Annotated in this window: 7 protein-coding genes; 6 read left to right on the top strand and 1 reads right to left on the bottom strand. The window is 62.3% G+C overall.

Features of this window, described 5'->3' with window-relative positions; all coding sequences use genetic code 11:
* The coding region (locus Q0349_RS05945) for a hypothetical protein (protein WP_298079961.1) at positions 1-195 on the bottom strand (195 nt) is incomplete at its 3' end.
* Between Q0349_RS05945 and Q0349_RS05940 the strand changes: the two genes are divergently transcribed.
* The 6 genes from Q0349_RS05940 to Q0349_RS05915 form a co-directional block, all read left to right on the top strand.
* Positions 194-1,150, top strand: a complete 957-nt coding sequence (locus Q0349_RS05940) for a primase-helicase zinc-binding domain-containing protein (RefSeq protein WP_298079960.1) — start codon at positions 194-196, stop codon at positions 1,148-1,150. The genes Q0349_RS05945 and Q0349_RS05940 overlap by 2 nt on opposite strands.
* A complete protein-coding gene (locus tag Q0349_RS05935; RefSeq protein ID WP_298079959.1) occupies positions 1,147-2,847 on the top strand; it encodes a DUF927 domain-containing protein in 1,701 nt (566 codons plus the stop codon). Before Q0349_RS05940 ends, Q0349_RS05935 begins: the two co-directional genes overlap by 4 nt.
* A gap of 492 nt (positions 2,848-3,339) precedes the next feature.
* Positions 3,340-3,651: a type II toxin-antitoxin system RelE/ParE family toxin gene (locus Q0349_RS05930; protein ID WP_298079958.1), complete on the top strand. Its 312-nt coding sequence runs from the start codon at positions 3,340-3,342 to the stop codon at positions 3,649-3,651.
* Positions 3,644-3,820, top strand: a complete 177-nt coding sequence (locus Q0349_RS05925) for a hypothetical protein (protein ID WP_298079957.1) — start codon at positions 3,644-3,646, stop codon at positions 3,818-3,820. The genes Q0349_RS05930 and Q0349_RS05925 overlap by 8 nt, the downstream gene beginning before the upstream one ends.
* Positions 3,817-4,122, top strand: coding sequence for a HigA family addiction module antitoxin (locus Q0349_RS05920; RefSeq protein WP_298079956.1), 306 nt, complete (start codon positions 3,817-3,819; stop codon positions 4,120-4,122). The genes Q0349_RS05925 and Q0349_RS05920 overlap by 4 nt, the downstream gene beginning before the upstream one ends.
* Positions 4,123-4,283: 161 nt before the next feature.
* Positions 4,284-4,474 (top strand): type II toxin-antitoxin system RelE/ParE family toxin (locus Q0349_RS05915; protein WP_366916284.1); only part of this gene is annotated, 191 nt, incomplete at its 3' end.

The raw sequence follows: 4,474 nt of genomic DNA, 5'->3' as shown, positions 1-4,474 counted from the left end.
CACGCCGCCCGTCTGGACATGACGCTGACGCTGGCGACGATGTAAGCGAACGGCGCAGCCGCCCTGCTCGAATGGCTGACCCGCGAACACGCCAAGGGGCGGCCACTCATCGCCCTGCTGGACGCCGCCTTTACCCAAATCGACGACGACGGGCGGCACCTGCAACGCCTGCGCGCCCAGCTCGGAGGCAGCCATGCGAAGCGATGAACTGCGCCACGCCGCCCGCTACCAATGGCGGCACATCCTGCCCGCGCTCGGCATCCCGCCGGAAAAGCTGACCAACAGACACCAGCCCTGCCCCGTTTGCGGCGGGCGCGACCGCTACCGCTTCGACGACCGCGACGGCAGCGGCTCCTACATCTGCACCCATTGCGGCAACGGCGACGGCTTCCGCCTCGTCATGCACTGGCTGGACTGCGATTACAGAACCGCCGCAGCGGCTGTTTCAGACGTTTTGGGCATCGGGGAAGGGAAGACACCAACCCCACGGAGAAAACCGCCCACGCCGCCGCCTGCGCGCCCACGCGACGAAATCGACCGCCTCTTGCGCATCTGGAACGCCACCCTGCCGCTGGAAGCGGGCGACCCCGTAGCCGCCTACCTCGAAGGGCGCGGGCTGGCATTCCCTGACGTCCACAACCTGCGCCACCATCCGGCGCTTGCCTACTGGCACAACGGCGAAAAGCTCGGCGATTACCCGGCGATGATTGGCCGCATCACCGACACGGCGGGCAAGACGATGGGGCTGCACCTGACCTACATCCGTGACGGGCGGAAACTGGATCTGTACGACCACGGGCGACGCCTGCCCGCGAAAAAAATGCGCCGCCGCTATCCGGGCAGCCTCACCGCCTGCGCCATCCACCTCAACCCCGTGGGCGAAGAACTTGCCGTAACGGAGGGCATCGAAAACGCCCTTGCCACCCGGCAACTGACGGGCTGGCCGGTATGGAGCGCGCTCTCCTGCCACGGACTGGAAACCCTCGCCCTGCCGCCAATAAAGCGGCTGTTCATCTACTGCGACGGCGACCTGCAAGGCTGGCAGGCGGGCGACGCGCTCGCATCCCGTGCCTTGCGGGCAGGCATAGAAGTCGCCCTGAAAAAGCCAGACCACGGCGACGCCCTCGACTATCTCGGGAGGGCGAAATGACCGACTGGAACAAAAAGCTGGGGCTGGACGACATCGAAGCGACGACAGAAACCGCGCACTACCACACGACCGAAAGCGGCACCTACTGGATAAACTACGACGACGGCAAAGAACAGCGCGACCACCTCGCCGACGCCATCCGCCTGATTGGCCGCGCCGTGGACGACGAAGGACGGAACTGGCGCATCATCGAATGGCGCGACCGCTACCACGCCACCCACCGCGCCGCGCTGGACATGGGCGACATCGGCACCCCGGCGGGCTGGCGCACCCTGCAAAGCCACGGCATCACCATCAAGGCGGGGCGGAAAAAACGCGAACGCCTCGCCGACTACCTGCAAGGCGAAGGCAAAAACACCCGCTGGCAGCTCGCCAAAACAGCGGGCTGGCACGAAGGCGCCTACATCCTGCCAAGCGGCGAAGTACTCGGAGAGGCGGAGAACATCCACTACCACGGCGACACCTCACAAGGGGCGGACTACCAGCCACGGGGCAGCCTCGCCGACTGGCAGGCACTCGCCCGCCTGGCACAGGGCAACAGCCGCCTCTGCCTCGCCCTCGGCTGCGCCTTTGCCGCGCCACTCCTGCACCTGCTCGACCACGAAAGCGGCGGCTTCCACCTCTACGGCGATTCCTCGGACGGCAAAACCACCGCCGCGCTGTTCGCCCTCACCGTCTGGGGCAACCCCAAAGGGCTGAAACTCACCTGGGAAGGCACCGCGCACGGCTTCAGCAACACCGCCGCCGCCAAGAACGACGGCCTGCTGGTACTGGACGAAATCGGGCAGGCAAGCGCCCGCACCGCCGCCCAAACCGCCTACGCCGTCTTGAACGGCACCGGCAAGATTCAGGGCGCGAAAGACGGCGGCAACCGCGAAATCCAGCGCTGGCGCATCATGCTGTTTTCCACCGGCGAGAAGACGCTGGACGGCTACCTCAAGACCGAAGGCAAAGACTGGCAGGCGGGGCAGGCAACCCGCTTGCCCGCCATCCCGGCAGACGCGGGCAAAGGTTTCGGCATCTACGACACCCTGCACGGCTTCGCGGGCGGGGCGGAATTATCCGAACACCTCACCCGCGAAGGGGCGAAGCACCACGGCACGGCGGGGCGGGCATACATCGCCCACCTCGCCACCATCGACGCGGAGCAAGAAGCACGCCGCCATGTGGACGCCTACATGGCCGCCCTGCCGAAACTGGAAGGACAGGCGCGGCGGGTAGCGATGCGCTTTGCCATCCTCGCCGCCGCCCTCGAACTGGCCGCTCCCATCCACGGCCTCACCGGCACCACGGCCGCCATCCGCCAATGCCATGACGACTGGCAGGCCGCCCACGGCAGCGGCAAACACGAAGACCGCAAAATCATCGAACAGACGGAAGACTTCATGCAAACCCACGGCATGGGCAACCGCTTTGCGTGGCGCACATGGCGCGGCGGAGAGGGCGACCCACAGACCTACAGCGACCACGCGGGCTACAAAGAGGCCATCGGCGACCTGCTGAAGTTTTGGATAACCCCCGCCGTCTTCCGCGATGAAATCGCCCGTGGCTACGAAGCCAACAAAGTCTGCCAGGTGCTGCACGCCATCGGCTGGCTGCAACCCAAAGCCCCGGGGCGTTGGCAACACCAGCTCAAAGGCAAGGGGCGCTATTACGTCCTCATCGGCATAGAACCACCGGGCGAAGAAGACGCCTGACCAACAGCCGCCTTTCGGGGCGGCTTTTTCATGCTTCCAACCAGACCGAAACACCCCGACGAAACCTTGCCAAAACATGGATTCCGGTTAATAAAACGCCTCTATAAAGCGTAAACATAAAAATCACTGGTTACCTTGGTTACCTTCAAATAATCACATGAAAGGAAAGAAAAAAAAGGTAACCAATGACTAAAAATTACTGGTTACCTACTGGTTACCATTGGTTACCAAAGGGGCAGGTAACCAGTAAGGTAACCAGCAGGTAACCACAAAAAAAAGACCACTGGTTACCTTTTCCCGAAACAAAAACAAATAGATAAACCCCGGTAACCAAGGTAACCAGTAAATTTCGCGTTTGCGCTTATATACACTCCAGCGACGAGGCCGAAACATTAACAACATGGGGTAGGTAATACCGACCCCATCCCCTGGTTGCCCCCTTCCGCCCCGTGGGCGGATAATGGGCGCTACCAAGAACACGCAACGGCGCTCATGTACACCATAATCGAAGCCCCCGCCTTCAAGGACAAAGCAGACCGCCTCTGGACAACCAGGGAGCGGCTGGAGTTTCTCGCATGGCTGGCGCACAACCCTTTGGCGGGCGACGTCATCCCCAAAGGTGGCGGCCTGCGTAAGGTGCGTTGGCAACACGGCAGCAAAGGAAAGCGGGGCGGCGTCCGCATCATCTACTTCAACCGGCTGGCAAACGGCACAATCTTTGCCATCGACATCTACAGCAAAAACGAAAAAACCGACCTTACTGCGCAAGAACTGCACCAACTGAAAGGAGCCAAACATGACTGACCCCAAAGACTGGAACATCCCCAACATGGTTGCCGCCGTCATCGCAGACGACCCGGACGCGGCAGAAATCGCCGAAAGCCTCACCCAAGCGCTGCACGACGTGAAGAGCGGCAACTACGCACGGCAAACCGTCATCCCTGCCGAAAAAGAAACCCTTGCTGAAGCATGAGGCAACATAACCCGCCCCACCCCGGCCTTCTGATACGCGACGACATCCTGCCCGAACTCGGCCTGACCGTAACCGAAGCGGCAAAACAGCTCGGCATATCGCGCGTAACCCTCTCCCGCCTCATCAACGGCAAAACCGGCATCACCGCCGACATGGCGCTACGCCTGCACCTTTGGCTGGGAGAACACAGCCCAAGCGCTGAAAGCTGGCTGCACCAACAGGCGACCTATGACCTTTGGCAGGCCGAACAAAAAGCCCTGCCCGCCGTCATCCCCGCGCCGCTGGCAGTCGCCCATGACTGACCCCAAAGACTGGAACATTCCCGTGATGGTTGCCGCATCGCAGACGACACGCGGCAGAAATTGAAGCCTCACCCAAGCGCTGCATGACGTAACGGCAACGCGGCAAACCGTCATCCCTGAAAAAGAAACCCTCGCTGGAGCATGAGGCCACCGCTACACCCATGACCTGCACCCTCAAAACAACAAAAACCTTCGACGACTGGCTGAAAAGCCTGAAAGACCTGCGCGCCTACGCCACCATCCAAAGTCGGCTGGACAGGGTAGAAGCGGGCAACCTCGGCGACCACAAAAGCGTGGGCGACGGCATCAGCGAAATGCGCATTCACGTTGGCGCGGGCTACCGCCTCTACTA

The sequence above is a fragment of the uncultured Cardiobacterium sp. genome (assembly GCF_938028185.1).
Classification (GTDB): domain Bacteria; phylum Pseudomonadota; class Gammaproteobacteria; order Cardiobacteriales; family Cardiobacteriaceae; genus Cardiobacterium.
Note: the sequence above shows the minus strand (reverse complement) of the source record. Positions and strands in the feature narration are given on the sequence as shown.

Coding starts and splice junctions, on each gene's coding strand:
- Q0349_RS05940 (WP_298079960.1), top strand. CDS start 194: ATGCGAAGCGATGAACTGCGCCACGCCGCCCGCTACCAATGGCGGCAC.
- Q0349_RS05935 (WP_298079959.1), top strand. CDS start 1,147: ATGACCGACTGGAACAAAAAGCTGGGGCTGGACGACATCGAAGCGACG.
- Q0349_RS05930 (WP_298079958.1), top strand. CDS start 3,340: ATGTACACCATAATCGAAGCCCCCGCCTTCAAGGACAAAGCAGACCGC.
- Q0349_RS05925 (WP_298079957.1), top strand. CDS start 3,644: ATGACTGACCCCAAAGACTGGAACATCCCCAACATGGTTGCCGCCGTC.
- Q0349_RS05920 (WP_298079956.1), top strand. CDS start 3,817: ATGAGGCAACATAACCCGCCCCACCCCGGCCTTCTGATACGCGACGAC.